Consider the following 18,034-nt stretch of genomic DNA (forward strand, 5'->3'; position numbering starts at 1 on the left):
GCAGATCAACCTTTTGACCCGAAGGGAAGCCATGACCACCGAGACGCTGGAGTTTCAGGCCGAAGCACGACAGCTCCTGCAGCTGATGGTCCACTCGATCTACTCGAACAAGGAGATCTTCCTCCGCGAACTCATCTCCAACGCCTCCGACGCCCTGGACAAACGGCGCCTCGCCGCGCTCACGGACGAGAGCCTCAGGGCCGAGGACCCGCATGTCGCCATCGAGGCCGACAAGGAGGCCCGCACCCTGACCGTGCGGGACAACGGCATCGGCATGTCGCGCGACGACGTGGTGGGCCTCATCGGCACCATCGCGAAGTCAGGCACCGCCGAAGCCCTGCGCAAGCTGCGCGAGAACAAGGAGTCGGCCGAGCTCATCGGCCAGTTCGGGGTAGGTTTCTACTCCGTCTTCATGGTCGCCGACAAGGTCACCCTCCACACCCGCAAGGCCGGTGAGGCGGCGGGCGTGCGTTGGGAATCGGACGGCGACGGTACGTACACCATCGAGGCCGCCGACGACGTGCCGGAAGGCACGTCCGTGACCGTGCACCTGCGGCCCGCCGACGAAGAGGACGCGCTGCACGACTTCGCCGACGAATGGAAGATCCGGGAGATCGTCAAGCGGTACTCGGACTTCATCTCCTTCCCCATCCGGATGGGAGACGACACCCTCAACTCCATGAAGGCCCTCTGGGCGCGGCCGCGATCCGAGGTCAAGGATGAGGAGTACCGGGAGTTCTACCAGCACATCAGCCATGACTGGACGGAGCCGCTCGACATCATCCAGATGCGGGCCGAGGGCACCTTCGAGTACGAGGCCCTGCTGTTCATCCCGGCGCGCGCCCCGCACGACCTCTTCCAGCGTGATGCCCGCCACGGCATCCAGCTGTACGTCAGGCGCGTCTTCATCCTGGACGACAGCCGTGACCTCCTGCCCGGCTACCTCCGCTTCGTCAAGGGAGTCGTCGACGCCGCCGACCTGTCCCTGAACATCTCCCGCGAGATCCTCCAGCAGGACCGGCACATCCAGCTGATCCGCCGCCGCCTCACCAAGAAGATCCTTTCGACGATCAAGGACTTGATGAGGAAGGACTCCGACAAGTACCGCACGTTCTGGCGCGAGTTCGGCCCCGCCGTCAAGGAGGGCCTGCTCGACGGGACCGACGACCAGAAGGCCATCCTCGACATCGCGTCGTTCGCCTCCACCGTCGGCGACGAGCCCACCAGCCTCGCCGACTACGTCGCCCGGATGAAGGAAGGCCAGGACAAGATCTACTTCATGACCGGCGAGAGCCGCGCACAGGTCGTGAACTCCCCTCACATGGAGGCGTTCAAGGCCAAGGAGTACGAGGTCCTGCTGCTCACCGACCCGGTCGACGAGATCTGGGTAGAGGCGGTGCGGGAGTACGAGGGAAAGGAGTTCCAGTCCGTCGCTCGCGGCGCGGTCGACCTGCCCTCCGAGGAGGAACCGAGCGATGAGAAGTCCGGTGCCTACGCGGCCGTGCTCACCTGGCTCAACGAGACGCTCGACGAGGTCCAGGACGTACGTCTGACGACCCGGCTGACCAGCTCGCCGGCCTGCCTGGTCAGTGACGCGGACGGTCTCACGCCGACACTGGAGAAGATGTACAGGGCGATGGGCCAGGAGGTCCCGCCGGTCAAGCGCATCCTTGAGCTGAACCCCGAACATCCGCTGGTCAGCGGGATGAAGTCGGCGTACGAGCAGCGAGCCGCCGACCCGGATCTGGCGGAGACGGCCGAACTGCTCTACGGCACCGCGCTGCTCGCGGAAGGGGGCGATCTGGCTGACCCGGCGCGCTTCGCCAGGCTGCTTGCCGACCGCCTCAGCAGGACCGTGTGACCACCGGACGATGACGGCGAATGCCGCGAGCACATCCGTGCTCGCGGCATTCGTGTTCGACGGTCCCTGGCGGTGCCGGTCAGGCGGTGGCGCCGGGGGCTTCGGTCCCGAAATGCTGCTTCAGGACCTGCATGACCTCTTTACTCCGGTCGCTGATGAAGAAGTGCCCGCCGGCGAACACCCGCAGATCGAACGATCCGGTCGTGTGCAGAACGCACCTCGGTCATGATCGCCTCGTCGGTGCGATGAGAGATCTCGTCCCTGTGCATGTCGTCGACCGCGACGATGTCGCCGTACTTCTTGTGGAGGTGGTGCACTTCGATCACTGCGGACATGATCTTGTCTTTCCGGGGTCGGGGTCGGGGCCCGGGTCTGTGTGCAGTTGGTCAGATTGACGCTACGGAGAGTGATGTCACGGGGCAGTCGAGAGCATCGGTCCGGCGCGGGATGGACCGACATCGAACCGAGGCGCTCAGGAAGCGCTCAGGAGCTGTTCAGGACGGGGCTGCCGTTACTCGCCGTTCGGTTCCCCGGCGCCGAGGTAGGCGAGGACCGCCCGGACCCGGCGGTTGGTGTCGTCGTCGGTGACGAGGTCGAGCTTGGCGAAGATCGTGGTCGTGTACTTGCTGATGGCGCCTTCGCTCAGGAACAGCCGGGCCGCGATCGCCGTGTTGGAGAGGCCCTCGGCCATCAGGGCGAGCGCCGAGCGTTCCCGCTCGGTCAGCGTGGCGAGCGGATCGGCCCGCTTGGGCCGGCCGAGGAGTTTCGCCACGACCGTCGGATCGAGTGCCGTACCACCGCCGGCGACGCGGCCCAGCGCGTCCATGAACTGGCCGGCGTCCAGGACGCGGTCCTTGAGCTGGTAGCCGACGCCTCCGTGCCCGTCGGCGAGAAGTTCGCGCGCGTACAGCTGTTCCACGTGCTGCGAGAGGATGAGTACGGGCAGCCCCGGAATCTCCCGACGGGCCGCGAGCGCTGCCTGCAGTCCCTCGTCGGAGAACGTGGGGGGCAGCCGTACGTCCACGATCGCCACGTCCGGCCGCAGGGAGAGCAGTGCGTCGAGCGTGGCAGGCCCGGTGTCGACCGCCGCGACCACGGTGTGGCCGTGTGCCTCGACAATGCGGACCATCCCGTCGCGGAGCAGGAACAGGTCTTCGGCTACGACAACGCGCACGGCACCGCCACGATGATGTGAGTGGGTCCCCCAGCGGGGCTGTTGACTTTCAGACGGCCGCTGAAGGCCGCCATCCGACGCTCGATCCCGCGCAGCCCGGAGCCTGCCGAGGCGACGGCTCCGCCGATCCCGTCGTCGGTCACCGTCGCGGTGAGCATCTGCTGCGCATAGTTGAATTCGACGCTCACCTGAGAGGCCTTGGCGTGCTTGGCGACATTCGCGATCAGTTCCGCGACGGCGAAGTAGACCGCCGACTCGACGGGGCGCTCGACCCGGGAGGGAACCGTGCTGTATACGGAGATCTCGACCGGAGCGTCGAGAGCCAGGGCCCGGACGGCGTCCACGAGGCCGCGTTCGGCGAGCACGGGCGGGTTGATGCCACGGACGAGGGAGCGCAGCTCGGCCAGGGCGGTCACCGATGCGGTACGGGCCTCGGCGAGGATCGCCTTCGCGGCGGCAGGGTCGGTGTCGACGAGCTGCTCGGCGGCGCCCACCGACATGCCCATGGCGAGCAGCCGGGCCTGGGTCCCGTCGTGCAGATCGCGCTCGATGCGCTCCAGTTCGACCGCCTGGGTCTGGGTCAGGTCCGCCTGGATGGCCTCGAGCTCCTCCACCCGTCTGCCGAGCCACGAGCGCGGGATCGGCCCGAGGAACCGACGCGCCACGGGCCCGAAGACCCGCCAGGCGAAGGGGGCGGCCGCCAGACTCGCCACGATGAGGGCGATGCCGAATCCGATGAGATCCGGTGACAGCGTCATGTAGACCCCGCCGGCGAGACCGAGCAGCGGCAGGGTTGCGACGGGCAGCACCGTCGTACCGGCGACCAGACCCCAAAGCCCGTCCCAGTGCAACTGCGGATCATGGAATCGGGCGTGCACCCGGGCCCTGCGGCGTGCTTCCCGTTCGGACCGGTGGTACTCGTGGCCGTCCCACCAGTAACCCGTCGACATGCGGCTGACCTGCGGAATGGCGCGATACGTCACGTCGAGCCGTTCGCCGAGCCAGCGTTCCGCGCAGGCACGCGCGGCCTTGGCCAGGGGGCGGCTGGTCGGCGGGTGCACGATCCAGACGGCCACGGTGATCCACAGGATCACCATCAGGGCCTGCCCGACGGTGACCAGAGCCCGGACGATCATGGGCGCACTCATGCCGTCGGACCAGGAGCTGACCACGTGGGCGCCACCGAGTCCGACGCCCAGGCATACCGCCGGCATCAGCCAGGTCAGCCCGGCCAGTACCGCGGACCGGTACAGTCCGCGCACGATATGGACCCACCAGCGCAGTGGACCGCCTCCCGCGGGCAGTCTCATCCGCCTGAATCCTTTCGCCACGCCGTCATTCTGCCAGCCGGGAATCGGTGTACCCGACCTCTACTGGAGAACCTATGGCTCGGGCGGTACTTGCCGGTATCCCGCTACGCCCCTGGACGGGGTGGGCGTAGGCCCACCCCGTCCAGGGGCGTCGGAGCGTGATTCGGGGCCGGATCAGGAGTGGGGGATGGTCACCGCGGTGGCGACCAGCCCCTGGCGGGCGATCCACCGTCCCTCGAAGTGCGTGACCCGCCGGTTGCCCACCAGGGGCCCTTCGGCGAGCAGTTCGGCACGGAGGCGGCCGTGCGGCGCCGCCCCGGGGTCCGTACGGTCCGCGTAGATCTCGATGTCCGCCTCCTCGAAGCCGAGCCACTTCCCCGTCAGCGGGAACCAGGCTTTGTAGACGGACTCCTTCGCACTGAACAGCAGGCGGTCCCAGTGCACGTCGGGCTGCCGGGCGGCGAGGCCGGCCAGGCGTCTCTGTTCGGCGGGGAGCGCGATGCTGAGCAGGACGCCTTTCGGAAGCGGACCGGGGGGTTCGGCGTCGACACCGAGGGAGGCCAGGTCGGTGGCGCGGGCCAAGGCGGCGGCGCGGTAGCCGTTGCAGTGGGTCATGCTGCCGATCAGGCCGTCCGGCCAACCGGGGGCACCGCGTTCACCGGGCAGGATGGGCTGCGGCGGCACCCCGAGCTTCTCCATGGCGCGGCGGGCGCAGGTGCGTACGGCGGCGAACTCCCGGCGCCGCTTGACCACCGCCCGTGCGACCACCGCCTGTTCCTCGGGGAAGAGGGGGCCCTGGTCGGCTTCGTCGTCACCGTAACTCTCCACGACCACCACCGAGTCGGGGAGCAGTTCCTCGATCATCGGCCGCGTCCCTTCGCCGGGAGGATACGTCGAGGAATGCCGGGCGGATCCGGGCGGTTGCGCCACTCGCGGGGATAGCCCACCGACACCTCTTCGAAGCGGACGCCTTCGTGCCAGGTCGTGCGCGGGATGTGGAGATGGCCGTAGACCATGGCGGCCACGCGGAACCGGCGGTGCCAGTCGGCGGTCAGTTCGGTGCCGCACCACATGGCGAACTCCGGATACCACAGGACGTCCGTGGGGTGCCGGTCCAGCGGGTAGTGGTTGACGAGGACCGTGGGCAAGTCGTCGGGGAGCTCGGACAGCCGGCGTTCGGTCGCGGCCACCCGGTCCCGGCACCAGGCCTCGCGGCTCGGGTAGGGGTCGGGGTGCAGCAGGAACTCGTCGTTGCAGATGACACCGGTCTTGTGCGCGTAGGCCAGGCCCTCGTCCTTGGTGGTGCTGCCCGACGGCAGGAAGCTGTAGTCGTACAGCAGGAACAGCGGTGCCACGACGGCCGGGCCGCCGGGTCCGTCCCAGACGGGGTAGGGGTCCTCGGGGGTGACCACGCCCAAGTCGCGGCAGACTTCGACCAGATGCTCGTAGCGTGCGGCGCCGCGCAGGGTGACGGTGTCTTTCGGATGGGTCCACAGTTCATGGTTGCCGGGGGCCCAGACGACCTTGCGGAAGCGGCTCGCCAGCGTCTTGAGGGACCAGCTGATGTCGGCCACGGTCTCGGCGACGTCCCCGGCCACGATCAGCCAGTCGTCGTCGGACGCGGGCACCATGCGGTCGACCAGGGCACGGTTCTCGGCGTAACCGATGTGCAGGTCGCTGATGGCAAGCAACTGCCCGGTACCTTCGGCCATCGATGTCCCCTCGCCCTGCCCGCACACGATCGGAATCAAGAGAACACGCTTCGCCACTCCCGGACAAGGGTGTTCAAGTGGTGCCGGCGATCCCGGCTGGCGGCGCAGCTGCCGCGCGAGGAGTGGGGCTGGCCCCACCCGCGACGGGGAGTAGCGGGATATCAGGAGTGGGTGTGGCGACCTTACGTTCTTCAGCGTCGGCTGCACGCATCGGACCTCAGGAGAGCTCAATGTCACGCTCCGCGCGACTCGTCACCTCTCTTCTCGTGCTCGCCTTCCCGCTGTTGGCCATGACCGCCTGCGCCCCCGACAAGGTGGATGCCCGCTGCGCCGAAGGCACGTGCACCCTTCACGCGCGGTCAGGGACGTCGATCGCGATCCAGAACCTTGAACTGGACATCGAAGAGGTGAGCGAGACCTACGTGAAGCTCAGTTCGCACGGCGTGAGCCTCAAGCTGGCCAAGAAGCTCGACCTCCGGGTGGGAGGCCACCGACTGCACCTGGTGGGAACGCAGGGGGGAACGGCGGACATCGAGGTCGAGTAGAACGCGACCGGCGCGACCGAATCGACCACGCGGCCGGTGGACCGACCGACGCCAACGACCAACAGCCGTTCTGCTCGGGTGGCAAACACCCTCGGCAGAACGCCTGTTGGCGTGGCGGGAGGGGGCGGGCCGGGGGAGCCAACCCGCTCCTACCGGTGTGTTCGCGACGGATCGTCGGCGAACTGGTCCTTTTCCCGGCCCTGTTCAGGGAGCCGGTCCTGTGCCTGGCCGGGCACGTGCCCGCGGCCGGCGGACGTGCCGGTGGCGGGCTCCGCCGCCCTGTCCCCGTGCCCCGGCCACCACGCGGCGTGGCCGATCAGCGCGGTGAGGCTCGGGGTGAAGAACATCGCCATGACGAAGGCGGCGATCGCGATGCCGAAGGAGACGGCGAAGCCCATCTCCGTGAGCAGTGCGTTGCCCGCCAGCATCATCGTGGCGAAGGCCGCCGCCAGGACGAAGCCTGCCGCGGCCACGGTGGGACCCGCGTGCCGCAGCGCCATGCCCGCCGCCTCACGCGGGCTGCGGCCGGCCCGTGCCTCTTCGCGAAGCCTGGCGATCATGAGGATGTTGTAGTCCGTGCCGATGGCGACCACGAAGAGGTACATGATCACCGGGAGCATGAACAGCAGGCCCGAGTGGCCCTGCGCCGTCTGGAAGAGCCACACGGTGGCGCCGAGGGTGGCACCGAAGCCGAGGCCCACCGAGGCCATCAGGTACCAGGGTGCGACGACGCTGCGCAGCAGCAGCCCCAGGATGATCATGATCAGGAGTGCGGCGACGGGGAAGACGGTCCGGTAGTCGTGGGCGACCGCGGTGTCGATGTCCTTGAAGATGGAGGACAATCCGCCGACGGCCGCATCGGTGCCCTCCGGGGCGTTGGCGTGCGCGACGTCGCGCACCTCGGCCACGGTGTCGATCGCCTTGTCCGACGAAGCCTCGTACGCGAGCGTGACGGTGAAGTCCGCCGTGGTGCCGGGCTTGTTCACCGTGGACAGCCGGGCGCTCGCCACACCGTCCACGGCACCGAGCGACAGTGCGACCAGGACGAGTCCGGAGAGGGCGGCGGCCAGTGCCGGGCGGCGCTGCATGCCGCGGCCCAGAGCGGCGAAACGGGCGCCCTGCGGCTCCTGCTTCCAGGACTTGGAGGGCCAGAAGACCTTCGGGCCGATGAGGGAGACCGCGGCCGGGACCAGGGTCAGACCCGCGAGCAGGGTGGCGGTGACCGCGATGGCGAGCGCCGGGCCCATCTGCCGCAGGAAGCCGAGCGTGGAGAGCACCAGTGCGAGGAAGGCGATGATGACCGCCCCGGCGGCGCAGGCGATGGCCTCGCCGACCCGGCTCACCGCGTTGATCATGGCCTGTTTGGGTTCGTCGCCCGCACGCAGGTGTTCTCGGTAGCGGAACATCAGGAAAAGGAAGTAGTCCGTGCCGACGCCGAACAGCACGACGACGAGGATCGATGAGATCGAGCTGTTGGCCTGGAGGTCGAACAGCTTCGTCGCGTACGCGATCACTCCGTTGGCGACGACCGACACGAGGCCGATCAGGATGAGCGGGAGAATCGCCAGGATCGGCGCCCGGAAGATGATCAGCAGGGTCACCAGGATGATGGTGCCGATGCCGATCAGCGCTTCGCCGCGCTCGGACGAGTCCTGCTGGTCGAGAGCCTCCGCGGCGGGACCGCCGAGCTTGACGTCGAGCTCGGTGCCCTCGGTCAGCTTCTTGACCTCGGCACGCAACACCTCGGCCGCGTCGGCCTGTTCGGGCTGCCCGGCGGACTTGTCGTCCATCTGGACGAGGGTCATCGTGTACGTGCCGTCCTCGGACGGCGGTCCGGGCACGACCCTCTGCACCTGGTCGATCTTCTTCTTGCCCAATTCGACGGTGATCCGGGCGACGTCCTTCGTGTCGGTGGCCGTCAACCTGCCGCCGTCGGACCGCTGGTACAGCGCGGTCGCGGACGGGGTGAAGGAGCTGGGGAACGCCTTGTCCTGAATGTTCGCCGCTCTGATGGACTCGTAACTCTTGGGCAGGAAACTGCTCTCGCCGCTGTTCGACGGGAGGCCCGGTGCGGTGGCCACGATGGCCACCGTCGCGATCAGCCAGGCCACGATCGTCCAGACGGGGTGCCGGACGACGACGGTCCCGATACGTCGGAACATGGGAATGTTTCCTTTGAGGTGGGAACATGGTCACCGGCCTGCGAGCGGATTCCCGCGCTCGGCCGGACGTCTCTGGAGAACCGGAGTCTCGACGGCCCGTCTCGGGCCGTCCCGTACCGCAGGTGCCTTCAGGCCCTGGGGAAGACGGAGCGCAGTGCGGCACCCTTCAGAGTGACCGCGGCGTAGACGAGGGCCAGGGCGGAGACACCCTGCATCACGGCGAACCACGCCGGGCAGAGGCCGGGGATCAGGTCCACGGCGACGATCGCGATGGGCAGGATGATGGTGAGCGTGCTCAGACGCTCGTACGCCCGGCCCGACCCCTTGGAGACGTCGACGGCCATCCGGTGGATCAGTGCGGTGACCGCGAGCAGGATGGCGGACCGCACCCACATGAACGACGAGACCGAGTGGCCGCTGATCGCCATCACGGCGACCGTGGCGAGGATGATGGCGCTGACGGTGCCGTAGAGCACGATGCCCTTCTTCACCGTGTCGACGGCCTCCTGGACCTGCGGGGTGCCGAGCTGCGCCTCTTCGACCCTGATCTCGGTGGTCTTGGTGTTCTTTCCCATGGCTTTCTTCCTCCGTGTCGTTGTGATGCCGACGCTACGGAGTGCGCGAGGGGACGCGGTATGGGTCTGAACGTACGGGTGGGTGGGCCCAGACCCACCCCCGCCGGCATCCGGCGGGCGGCAGGGCCGCCGGGGTAGGCGGCGGGGCCGAGCACCCGTATCGCATCGGGCTGGCCGACCAGGAGAGGGGCGATGACGAGCTGGAGTTCGTCGGCAAGGCCTGCTTCGAGGAACTGTGCGTGGATGGTACCGCCGCCCTCGACCATGAGCCGTTTGACGGCGTACTCGTGGCCGAGGATGTCGAGCGCGGCCGGCCACACGGCCTCGGCGGCCACGCTCCGCACGCCGGCCAGGTCACCGAGGTTGGCGTGGGCCTCCGCGGCCGCCTCGTCGCCGACGGCCAGGACGAGCATGTCGCCACCGTGGTGCCAGAACTTCCAGCAGGGGTCGAGGTCGCCCGTTGCTGTGATGGTGACCTTCAGCGGGTACTCCGGCCGGCCGGCTGCGACCCGGGACGCCCTGCGTTCCGCCGAGTCGACGAGGAGGCGGGGGTTGTCGGCGCGGAGTGCGCCGGCGCCGACAAGGATCGCGTCGACACTGGCACGTACGGAGTCGACGCGCTCGAAATCCTCCCTGTTGGAGAGCAGGAGCCGGCCCTTGCCCGGTCGGGTGTTCGAGGTGGCCGTCGTCGTGGGGTGGAGCTCGGGAGAGCGGCCGGCCCCTTCATCGCTACCTGATGATGCATCAGGAAGTCGGCAAGTGGTCAGCATGAGTCCTGAAAAACCGAGGCGCAACTGCCTGCACTTGCGATTCGTTGTAGAGTGTGAAAACAGCACTTGACCTGCAAAAATGCAGGCAGGGAGCCTATGCTCAGGAGTACCTCAATGATGCGAACGATATTCAAGTCGAAGATCCACCGGGCCACCGTGACCCAGGCCGACCTGCACTACGTCGGTTCCGTCACCGTCGACGCCGAGCTGATGGAGGCCGCTGACCTGCTGCCCGGCGAGCTCGTGCACATCGTCGACATCGACAACGGTGCCCGGCTGGAGACGTACGTCATCGAGGGCGAACGCGGCTCCGGGGTCATCGGGATCAACGGCGCGGCCGCTCACCTCGTGCACCCCGGCGACCTGGTCATCCTGATCAGCTACGCGCAGGTCGACGACGCCGAGGCGCGCGCCCTGGTTCCGCGTATCGTCCATGTCGACGCGGGGAACCGGATCGTCGCGCTCGGCGCCGACCCCTCCGCGCCCGTGCCGGGCACCGACACCGCGCGCAGCCCGCACGCCGTGCCCGCGGCGCGCTGAAGCGACCGACCCACCGAGGGAGCACCCGCCATGACGGACCAGACCGGCCGGACCGGGCCCGACATCCGTGACGACCGGGCGGCGGGCAAGCTGTTCGCGTACGAGAACGGCACGGCTGCCGGGGTCGTCGTGTACTTCGTCATGGACGGGGCGCCGGCCGCCCTCGTCGCCGTGCACACGGTCGTCGAGCCTGGGCACGAGGGCAAGGGCATCGCAGGCTCCCTGGTCAGGGAGTTCTACGCCATGGCCGGCCGCGAGGGAGTGCCTGTCGTCCCGCTCTGCCCGTACGCGGCGGCGTGGGCGTCGCGCCACCCCGACGAAGCACCGCAGGCCCCGGCCGAACTGGTGGAGCGGGCGAAGGAACAGCTCGCGTCCCGTCCCGAGCTGTACTGACTCCTGTGCGGGCGCCGGGGGCCGGTAGCGTTCCGCCCGTGATCCTCGCTCTGCTGCACACCTCCCCGGTCCATGTGCCGGTCTTCGACGCCCTGCGCGACGCCGGCCATCCGGGGCTCGTCCTGCGCCACCTCGTGCACGAGGAACTGCTCGACCGGGCCGGAGCGATGGGGCCGGACGCGGTGACGGGCGAGATCGAGGCACTGCTCAGCGCGGCGGCCGCCGAGGGGGCCACCGCCGTGCTCTGCACCTGCTCGACGATCGGCGGGGCCGCCGAGTCCGCCGGTGCGGCGCTCGGCGTCCCGGTGCTGCGGGTCGACCGCCCGATGGCGGCGGCCGCCGCCCGTGCGGAGCGGGTGACCGTCATCGCGGCACTCGCCGCCACCCTGCGACCGACCCTCGCGCTGCTCGCCGAGGAGGCGGACCGGGCGGGCCGGGGCCCGGCGCAGGTGCGCACCGTCCTGGTCGAGGGTGCCTGGGAGTGTTTCCGGGCCGGCGAGCGCGAGGGGTACCTGGATCTGGTGGCCGCCGCGGCCGACGCGGTGACCGACGCCGACGTGATCGTGCTGGCCCAGGCCTCCATGGCCGACGCCGTCACCCGCACGGCCACCCGGATCCCGGTCCTGTCCAGCCCGCGGCCGGGGCTCGCGGCCGCGGCGGCCGCGGCCGGTTCAGTGAGCGTGGTGGATCATTCGTAGCCCGTACGTATGGACTCGCCGGGCGAGGGCAGCCGCTCCGGGAGACGGTGGAGGAGATCCACCCCGACCGTTCGGAGGCCCGATATGACCCATCCGTTCCCCGACCCCGTACCGCCCGCGCCCACCCCGGGGCCGGTTCCGGGGCCGCCCCGGCCGCTGCCGGAGCCGACGCCCGTGCCGCCGGGTCCGGGGCCGACACCGCCCGTACCCACCCCGCCGGGCCCCTCGCCCGATCCGATTCCGCAGCCGCCCGCGCCGAACCCCGAGCCGGTGCCGCCGCCGGAGCCGGAGCCCTCGCCGGTCTGACAGGCCGACGCTCCCGCCTCAGCCCCCGGCCAGCCGGTACGTCGGCGCGATCCCGTCCGCGATCAGCTCCAGGGACAGCCCTGCGAACCGACGTGGACGGGTCAGCCAGGAGGGGCCGCACGGACACGAGCGACGCGTGCGGAACCCCGGGCACACCGGCCCCGCCGCCCCGGCCGACGCACCCACCACCAGCACCGGGCACCCGTCGAGCGGCAGCAGCTCCCGGAGAGCCGGGGCTGCCGCGCGTATCAGGCGACGATCGGGACCACGGCCTCCGGAGTCAGCATCCGGAACGTGAACGACTGGTGGAAGTACAGACTGACGGTCGTCGCGTCGTGCCCCTGGTAGCCGATCGACAGGTCCTCGCCCAGGCACAGTTCGAAGTCGCCGCCCCTGGTGGACAGCAGCACCCCGCCCGCCACTGCCGGCGCCCACAGGATCTGGTCGTCCAGCAGCCGGGCGAGATGGGTGGAGACCGGATAGCCGTGGTCGGACGTCTCGGTCGCCTCCGTGAACGCGTCCGCGCCCAGCAGCAGCCGGTAGGGTCCGTCGACACCGGCCAGCCGCAGCTGGGTCAGTGCCTGGCTGACCGTGGCCGGATAGTCCCGGGCATCCGCCGGAAGCGGCAGCGGGGTGTGCGAGGAACCGTCCCGCAGACCGGTGATCCCGGCCGCCGCGTATCCGTCGATGAGGGACATGTCCTCGGCGAACGCACAGGTCCGGGCGGCGTCCTTGACGGGCTGCCAGTCACTGTCGTCGGAGCCGCGCTCGACATCGTCCAGCGCCGCCCGGGTCACCGTGAACGGCACCCGCCACTCGATGACCGGCACCGATGTGCGGGCGCGGGCCAGGACGTCGGGGGTGGGCGGGTCGATCTCCCGCAGGTGGCCGTCGCCCACGGCCGCCAGCTGCGGGCCCTCCGGCCCGCGGACGTCGACGACACGGCGGCCCGCGAGATGGCGGCTGAAGGTGCGCCGGGCCTCCTCCTCGATCTGGTCCCAGGCGGCCTGCGTGACAGGGGCGAGTGCGCGGTGGAGGTTGTTCATCACTGGACGCTTTCTTGCAGGCTGCCGATGTGCAGCGAACCGTCACGGGCACCCGGCGGGACCAGGGCCTGCGCCGCCGGCGCGGGCGCCGGCTCCGGCAGTGCCCCGGCCCCGTCGGACGAGGGCGACGGCGGCGGGGCGTCGAGGAAGTCGGCGCTGGGGGCGTGGAAGAGCGTGCCGGTGACCGCGGTCGAGAAGTCGAGGATGCGGTCGTGGGTGCCGGGAGGGCTGCCGAGGAACATGTTGCGGAGCATCTGCTCGGTGACGCCGGGATCGGCGGCGTACCCGATGAAGTACGTACCGAACTCGCCCTGCCCGAAGCTGCCGAACGGCATGTTGGCACGCAGGATGTCGCGCTCCGTGCCGTCCGGGTCCGTGATGGTGTTCAGCGCGACATGGGAGTCGGCGGGCTTGACGTCGTCGGCGAACTCGATGTCCGTGAACTTCGTCCGACCGATCACCCGCTCCTGCTCCTCGGTGCTCAGCGCGTTCCACGAGGCCAGATCGTGCAGGTACTTCTGGACGACGACGTAGCTGCCGCCCGCGAACTCCGGGTCCTCGTCACCGACCAGCGCCGCCGACCGCGCATCCGCACCGACGGGGTTCTCCGTGCCGTCGACGAAGCCCAGCAGATCCCGGTGGTCGAAGTAGCGGAACCCGTGCGTCTCGTCGACGACCTTCACCGCACCGCCGAGCCGGCCGAGCAGCTGGGAGGCCCACTCATAGCACACGTCCATCCGCTCGGCCCGGATGTGGAACAGCAGATCGCCCGGGGTGGCGGGGGCGTGGTGGCGGGGCCCGTGCAGTTCCTGGAAGGGATGGAGCGAGGCAGGCCGCGGACCCGCGAACAGCCGGCTCCACGCGTCGGAACCGAACCCGGTCACACAGACCAGACCGGCGCCGGGGAAGCGGAACCCGATGGAGCGGGCGAAGGCCGCAAGGTCCGGCAGCGCGTCGCGGACCGCGGGTTCACCACCGGGCTCGATCGTGGCGACCAGGATCAGGGCCGCGCTGGTCAGCGGTGCGACGACGGGCTGCGCCGCGGCCGCTTCCTCGGTGGTCTCTGGCATGCGGCGGCTCCATGAAGTGGCGTGGGCGACAAGGCGGTGCCCGCATGGGTGCGGGCAGCGGGACCCGCTGCCACTTACCCACACCCGCAGGAGTGCCGCACCCCGGGGCACCCGACCGGGCGACACCTCCGCCGGTCCGCCGCCCACGCTCCGGGCCGCTTCCGGCGCCCGCTCGCCGGGGCGGCGCGCTCACTCGTCCGCGAGGTCACTCCGGCTGCACGCCAGCACCCCCGTGGTGCCCGACAGCCGGGCCATCAGCGCGTCCGGATCACCTCTGCCCTGCACGTTGAGCGCGACCTCGACGGTCCGCTCGGGCGGGGGTACGGTCTCCGAGCGGCGGCGGCGCCGGAACATCCCCTCGCCGTCCGCGGCGAGCGTGGTCAGCTCGGAGATCGAGAACCCCGCCTCCGTGCAGTGTCTGACCAGCTCCCGCAGCGCGCCCACTCCCTCGGTGTAGGTGATCCGGTAGCCGATCGAGGCGTTGCGCAGCACCGGGAGGCGGTGGGCCAGCGGGCGGACGCCGTACGACACCAGGAAGTACGCGAGCGTGGCGAGCGTGGCCAGGACCGGCAGACCCGCGCCGGCCGCGCAGCCGACCGCGGCGGTCAGCCAGATCGACGCGGCCGTGGTCAGCCCCCTGACCGAACCGCGGTGCACGAAGATGACGCCACCGCCGATGAACCCGAGGCCGGAGACGATCTGCGCCGCCACCCGGGACGGGTCCAACTCGACCTGACCGGTGACCAGAACGTCCGAGAAGCCGAACTTGCTGACCAGGGTGAAGAGGGCGGCCCCGAGCCCGACGATCGTGTACGTGCGCAGCCCCGCCGCCTTCTGGCGGATCTCGCGTTCGATCCCGATCGCGCAGGAGAGACCGAACGCGATGCCGAACTGCGCCGCGTGCGTCCAGTTCTGGCCGAACGGTTCGTTGATGTCGATTGCCACAAAACCTCCGATGCCCTTGGACCTTCCGGGCAGCCGGTCCCCGGAAGGAAAGCGCCGTGGCTCCGCCGTGCCGGGCGGTGCGACGGTTGCGGCGGCGCGACGTCCACCGTACCGTTCGCCCTCGCACGGCCCGGGGCACCGCCGACGCCGTCGAGTGCGGGATTACGCCGTCCTGTTCGCGGGCCTTCTCCGCCTCCTGCGCGCACGCGGCCCCGGCTCCGCGGACACCCGCCGTCTGCCCCAATTCCGTCATCCCATCGGCTCTCCCGCTCCCTCACCGCGGCGCCCCCGCCGGGCTCCGGCAGCTGGACAGCCGTACGGTCGGCCCGAAGGCGTGGTGCGGCCCCGGCCTGATCCGGAGCCCCGCCACGCGGAAGCGTCCCGGGCGGATGACGTCAGGGCCCTGCGGAAGACGTGACATGGCAAAGATTCTTTTCGTGATGACCGGTTCCGACCACTGGACCCTCGCCGACGGCACCGTGCACCCGACCGGCTTCTGGGCGGAGGAGGCCGTCGCACCGTACGAGAGGTTCAAGGCCGCCGGGTACGAGATCGTCGTCGCCACCCCCGGCGGCGTGGTGCCGACCGTGGACCGGGGGAGCCTGGCACCCGAGTTCAACGACGGTCAGGAGAACGCCGACCGGGTGGCGGCCGTCCTCGCGTCCATGAGCGAACTCCAGCACCCGCTGAAGCTGGAGGACGTCGACCTGGCGGACTACGCGGCGGTCTTCTACCCCGGCGGGCACGGCCCGATGGAGGACCTGGCGGTGAACGCGGACTCCGGGAAGCTGCTGACCCGGGCGCTGGAGTCGGGCCTGCCCCTCGGTATCGTCTGCCACGCCCCGGCCGCCCTGCTGGCGGCCACGAACGCGGACGGCACCAACGCCTTCGCCGGCTACCGGCTCACCGGCTTCACCAACACGGAGGAGGCCCAGGCCGGCTTCGCCGACAAGGCGAAGTGGCTGCTCCAGGACCGGCTCGTGGAGATCGGCACGGACTTCCAGGAGGGCGAGCCCTGGGCCCCGTACGTGGTCGTCGACCGCAACCTGGTCACCGGTCAGAACCCGGCCTCCGCCGCCCCGCTCGCGGGCGAGCTGCTCAAGAAACTCGCCTGAGTCCCGCACAGGAACCCTGCCGGAGCACGTACCGGAGAAACTCCGGCCGGAGGAACTGATATCCGAGCCGCCCGCGGCGGTCTCCCAGTCATCGGGCATCATCAGCGGCCTACAGGACAGGGACCCAGTCACATGAGCAATCAGCACACGGTCGACCCGGTGCCACTGGTGATCGCCGCGCGCGACGGGGACGCGGGGGCGCAGGACGCGCTGGCGAGCGCGTACCTTCCGCTCGTCTACAACATCGTGGGCCGGGCGTTGAACGGTTCCGCGGACGTGGACGACGTGGTGCAGGACACCATGCTCCGTGCGCTGGACGGCCTCGGAGGTCTGCGGACCCCGGAGAGTTTCCGCTCCTGGCTGGTGGCGATCGCGATGAACCAGGTCCGCGCGCACTGGCGGGACAGCACGGCCGCGCCCGGCCCGCTGGAGGAGGCCGGGGAGACAGCCGACCCGGGGGCCGACTTCGTCGATCTGACGATGCTGCGCCTGCAACTGTCCGGACAGCGTCGGGAGACGGCGTGCGCGACGCGGTGGCTGGAGCCGGACGACCGGGGCCTGCTGTCGCTGTGGTGGCTGGAGTGCGCGGGGGAGCTGACCCGGGCCGAGGTCGCCGAGGCGCTGGAGCTCTCGCCGCAGTACGCGGCGGTCCGGGTGCAGCGGATGAAGGCGCAGCTGGAGACGGCCCGCATCGTCGTGCGGGCACTCGGCGCGCAGCCGCCGTGCCAGGAACTCCGCGGCCTCCTGGTGGCATGGGACGGCCACCCCTCGGCGCTGTGGCGCAAACGCATAGCCCGGCACGCCCGTGACTGCCTCCGGTGTGCCGGACTGTGGAGCGGCCTGCTGCCCGCGGAGGGCCTGCTCGCGGGGCTGGCCCTGATCCCCGTGTCCGCGGCACTCCTCGTGCTGTGGCCCGCCCGGGACGGGACGGCGCCCATCGCCGCCGCACACGCGCTCGACGCGACGGCGCTCGACGGCGCGGCAGCCGTCCGGCCCGGCCGCCACCGTTCCCCGGGCGGGCGGAACACGGACGGCCGGACGGCCTCCCGCGCCGCCACGCGCCGGCGCCGCCGGATCAGGCGCCGGGCCGTCGGCGGCGCCGTGGTGGTGGCGTGCATGGCCGGCGGGGGTCTGTGGTACGCGTCCCTCGGGCCGGGAACCGACACCGGGGGCGACAGCGCCTCGCGTGCGTCGGCGGATCCGATCACCGACCTCGCGGCCCCCGAGAACCGGGCCACCACCTCATCGCCGCCGTCGCCGTCGGCGTCCGTATCGCCCTCCCCCTCGCCGTCCGCGAAGAAGAGCACCCCCGCCGCCCCGGTCCGGAAACCGCGCAAGAGCGTCGCCCCGGCGCCGAAGAAGACGGCCGCCGCACCGCGTCCGTCGAGCGCCCCCGCCACACAGCCCGCCCCCGCGGGCACCACGGCCCAGGTCGTCGCCCTGGTCAACCAGGAGCGTTCGGCGGCCGGATGCGGCCCGGTCACGGAGGACGCGCAACTCACGGACGCGGCCCAGCGCCACTCCGACGACATGGCGGCCCGTGACTTCTTCGAGCACACCAACCCCGACGGCGCCGACCCCGGACAGCGCATCACCGACGCCGGGTACCGCTGGTCGACGTACGGCGAGAACATAGCCCGGGGTCAGCAGACCCCCGAATCGGTGATGGAGTCCTGGATGAACAGTCCGGGCCACCGCGCCAACATTCTCAACTGCTCCTTCAAGGACATCGGCATCGGCGTCCACAAAGGCCCCGGCGGACCGTGGTGGACACAGGACTTCGGCGCGAAGCAGTGAGCCCGGCCGGCCCGC

General features: G+C 70.5%; 17 protein-coding genes and 1 pseudogene. 7 read left to right on the forward strand and 11 right to left on the reverse strand.

Annotation, left to right across the window (positions count from 1 at the left end; translation table 11 throughout):
* Positions 1 to 31 precede the first annotated feature (31 nt).
* Complete coding sequence (gene htpG / locus ACIO3R_RS30540; RefSeq protein WP_402110217.1) at positions 32 to 1,861, forward strand: molecular chaperone HtpG; 1,830 nt, start codon at positions 32 to 34, stop codon at positions 1,859 to 1,861.
* Between the two features lie 140 nt (positions 1,862 to 2,001).
* Here the strand turns inward: htpG and ACIO3R_RS30545 are convergent, their stop codons facing one another.
* From ACIO3R_RS30545 to ACIO3R_RS30565, 5 genes are all read right to left on the reverse strand, one after another.
* Positions 2,002 to 2,196, reverse strand: coding sequence for a hypothetical protein (locus ACIO3R_RS30545; RefSeq protein WP_402110219.1), 195 nt, complete (start codon positions 2,194 to 2,196; stop codon positions 2,002 to 2,004).
* A gap of 176 nt (positions 2,197 to 2,372) precedes the next feature.
* The gene (locus ACIO3R_RS30550; protein WP_402110221.1) at positions 2,373 to 3,035 is read right to left on the reverse strand and encodes a LuxR C-terminal-related transcriptional regulator; all 663 of its coding nucleotides are present in this window, start codon (positions 3,033 to 3,035) and stop codon (positions 2,373 to 2,375) included.
* A complete protein-coding gene (locus ACIO3R_RS30555; protein WP_402110223.1) occupies positions 3,020 to 4,345 on the reverse strand; it encodes a sensor histidine kinase in 1,326 nt (441 codons plus the stop codon). The genes ACIO3R_RS30550 and ACIO3R_RS30555 overlap by 16 nt, the downstream gene beginning before the upstream one ends.
* A gap of 174 nt (positions 4,346 to 4,519) precedes the next feature.
* Positions 4,520 to 5,209, reverse strand: a complete 690-nt coding sequence (locus tag ACIO3R_RS30560) for a 4'-phosphopantetheinyl transferase (RefSeq protein WP_402110225.1) — start codon at positions 5,207 to 5,209, stop codon at positions 4,520 to 4,522.
* Positions 5,206 to 6,057: a metallophosphoesterase family protein gene (locus tag ACIO3R_RS30565; RefSeq protein ID WP_402110226.1), complete on the reverse strand. Its 852-nt coding sequence runs from the start codon at positions 6,055 to 6,057 to the stop codon at positions 5,206 to 5,208. Before ACIO3R_RS30565 ends, ACIO3R_RS30560 begins: the two co-directional genes overlap by 4 nt.
* A 230-nt stretch (positions 6,058 to 6,287) precedes the next feature.
* Here ACIO3R_RS30565 and ACIO3R_RS30570 point away from each other — a divergent pair, with 230 nt between their 5' ends.
* The gene (locus ACIO3R_RS30570; protein ID WP_402110228.1) at positions 6,288 to 6,602 is read left to right on the forward strand and encodes a hypothetical protein; all 315 of its coding nucleotides are present in this window, start codon (positions 6,288 to 6,290) and stop codon (positions 6,600 to 6,602) included.
* Positions 6,603 to 6,751: 149 nt separating this feature from the next.
* On the opposite strand, the gene ACIO3R_RS30575 is transcribed toward ACIO3R_RS30570, so the two are convergent.
* From ACIO3R_RS30575 to ACIO3R_RS30585, 3 genes and pseudogenes are all read right to left on the reverse strand, one after another.
* Complete coding sequence (locus tag ACIO3R_RS30575; RefSeq protein WP_402110229.1) at positions 6,752 to 8,764, reverse strand: MMPL family transporter; 2,013 nt, start codon at positions 8,762 to 8,764, stop codon at positions 6,752 to 6,754.
* Between the two features lie 128 nt (positions 8,765 to 8,892).
* On the reverse strand, positions 8,893 to 9,339 hold the full coding sequence (locus ACIO3R_RS30580; RefSeq protein WP_402110231.1) for a hypothetical protein: 447 nt from the start codon (positions 9,337 to 9,339) through the stop codon (positions 8,893 to 8,895).
* Between the two features lie 125 nt (positions 9,340 to 9,464).
* Positions 9,465 to 10,001, reverse strand: a pseudogene (locus ACIO3R_RS30585) (dihydrofolate reductase family protein); the annotation flags it as partial.
* A 222-nt stretch (positions 10,002 to 10,223) separates the two neighbouring features.
* Here ACIO3R_RS30585 and panD point away from each other — a divergent pair.
* The 3 genes from panD to ACIO3R_RS30600 are packed head-to-tail and all read left to right on the forward strand — an operon-like array spanning position 10,224 to position 11,740.
* Positions 10,224 to 10,649, forward strand: coding sequence for an aspartate 1-decarboxylase (gene panD / locus ACIO3R_RS30590; RefSeq protein WP_402110232.1), 426 nt, complete (start codon positions 10,224 to 10,226; stop codon positions 10,647 to 10,649).
* 30 nt (positions 10,650 to 10,679) lie between these two features.
* Entirely contained in the window at positions 10,680 to 11,042 is a 363-nt protein-coding gene (locus ACIO3R_RS30595) for a GNAT family N-acetyltransferase (RefSeq protein WP_385032852.1), read from the forward strand.
* A gap of 38 nt (positions 11,043 to 11,080) precedes the next feature.
* Positions 11,081 to 11,740 carry an arylsulfatase gene (locus tag ACIO3R_RS30600; protein WP_402110233.1) on the forward strand — a complete coding sequence of 220 codons (660 nt, stop codon included), beginning with the start codon at positions 11,081 to 11,083 and terminating at the stop codon, positions 11,738 to 11,740.
* A gap of 554 nt (positions 11,741 to 12,294) precedes the next feature.
* On the opposite strand, the gene ACIO3R_RS30605 is transcribed toward ACIO3R_RS30600, so the two are convergent.
* The 3 genes from ACIO3R_RS30605 to ACIO3R_RS30615 form a co-directional block, all read right to left on the reverse strand.
* Positions 12,295 to 13,092 carry a family 1 encapsulin nanocompartment shell protein gene (locus ACIO3R_RS30605; protein ID WP_402110234.1) on the reverse strand — a complete coding sequence of 266 codons (798 nt, stop codon included), beginning with the start codon at positions 13,090 to 13,092 and terminating at the stop codon, positions 12,295 to 12,297.
* Positions 13,092 to 14,162: a Dyp-type peroxidase gene (locus ACIO3R_RS30610; RefSeq protein ID WP_402110236.1), complete on the reverse strand. Its 1,071-nt coding sequence runs from the start codon at positions 14,160 to 14,162 to the stop codon at positions 13,092 to 13,094. The genes ACIO3R_RS30605 and ACIO3R_RS30610 overlap by 1 nt, the downstream gene beginning before the upstream one ends.
* Positions 14,163 to 14,351: 189 nt before the next feature.
* Positions 14,352 to 15,107 (reverse strand): MgtC/SapB family protein, encoded by a 756-nt coding sequence (locus ACIO3R_RS30615; RefSeq protein WP_385032840.1) that lies wholly within the window; start codon positions 15,105 to 15,107, stop codon positions 14,352 to 14,354.
* A 419-nt stretch (positions 15,108 to 15,526) separates the two neighbouring features.
* On the opposite strand from ACIO3R_RS30615, the gene ACIO3R_RS30620 reads away from it, so the two are divergent.
* Positions 15,527 to 16,222: a type 1 glutamine amidotransferase domain-containing protein gene (locus ACIO3R_RS30620; protein ID WP_385032837.1), complete on the forward strand. Its 696-nt coding sequence runs from the start codon at positions 15,527 to 15,529 to the stop codon at positions 16,220 to 16,222.
* Between the two features lie 132 nt (positions 16,223 to 16,354).
* Complete coding sequence (locus ACIO3R_RS30625) at positions 16,355 to 18,019, forward strand: sigma-70 family RNA polymerase sigma factor (RefSeq protein WP_402110238.1); 1,665 nt, start codon at positions 16,355 to 16,357, stop codon at positions 18,017 to 18,019.
* Positions 18,020 to 18,034 lie beyond the last annotated feature (15 nt).

Origin of the sequence: Streptomyces sp. NPDC087428, assembly GCF_044744085.1 — a bacterium.
In the GTDB taxonomy this organism is placed as follows: domain Bacteria; phylum Actinomycetota; class Actinomycetes; order Streptomycetales; family Streptomycetaceae; genus Streptomyces.